A 592-nucleotide genomic window follows, 5' to 3' on the forward strand; every position below is an offset into this window, starting at 1 on the left:
CTCCGGCGCAGTGCGGCCGAGCGCGGCGCCGTCACCGCCGAGTATGCGGCGCTGCTGCCGGTGGCCGTGCTGGTCATCGCCGGCGTGGTGGCCACCGGCGGGGTCGGACTGCAGCAGGTCCGCAACCAGGATGCCGCCGGTGCCGCGGCACGGATCCTCGCCCGCGGCGACTCCCCGGAGCAGGCCGTGCAGGCCGTCACCCGCATGGCCGGGGACGGCGCCGAGCTGGTCCACCACGACGACGGCACCTGGGTCACCGTGACCGTCGCCCGGGGCGCCCCCGGGCCGCTGGGCTGGTTCCCGGACCTGCAGGTGAAGGCCGAGGCCTCGGCACCGAACCAGCAGGTGTCGGCCGGGGCGGACACAGGAGGATCCGCCGGCGGACGGCGACGCGGCCGATCCCGGACAGGCCGCACCCGGGGCGGACGCCGAGCCTGACGGAGAGGGGAGCGAGGCACCATGAGCGGCACGCTCACCGCCCTCGGCACGGCGTCCCTGGGGCTGGGGCTGTGCGTCCTCGTGGCCGGCGGGGGCCAGGGAGCACACACGGCGGCCGCGGCCAGCTCTGCAGCGGACTGTCCGCCCCTCGCCT

The 592-nt window shown here is 77.5% G+C and carries 1 protein-coding gene; it reads left to right on the forward strand.

The window, feature by feature from the left end; translation table 11 throughout:
- The coding region (locus tag AC2W7A_RS13235; RefSeq protein ID WP_485991736.1) for a TadE family type IV pilus minor pilin at positions 1–438 on the forward strand (438 nt) is incomplete at its 5' end.
- Positions 439–592: the final 154 nt, after the last annotated feature.

The sequence above is a fragment of the Micrococcus sp. LASM2_SD2 genome, from assembly GCF_057364565.1.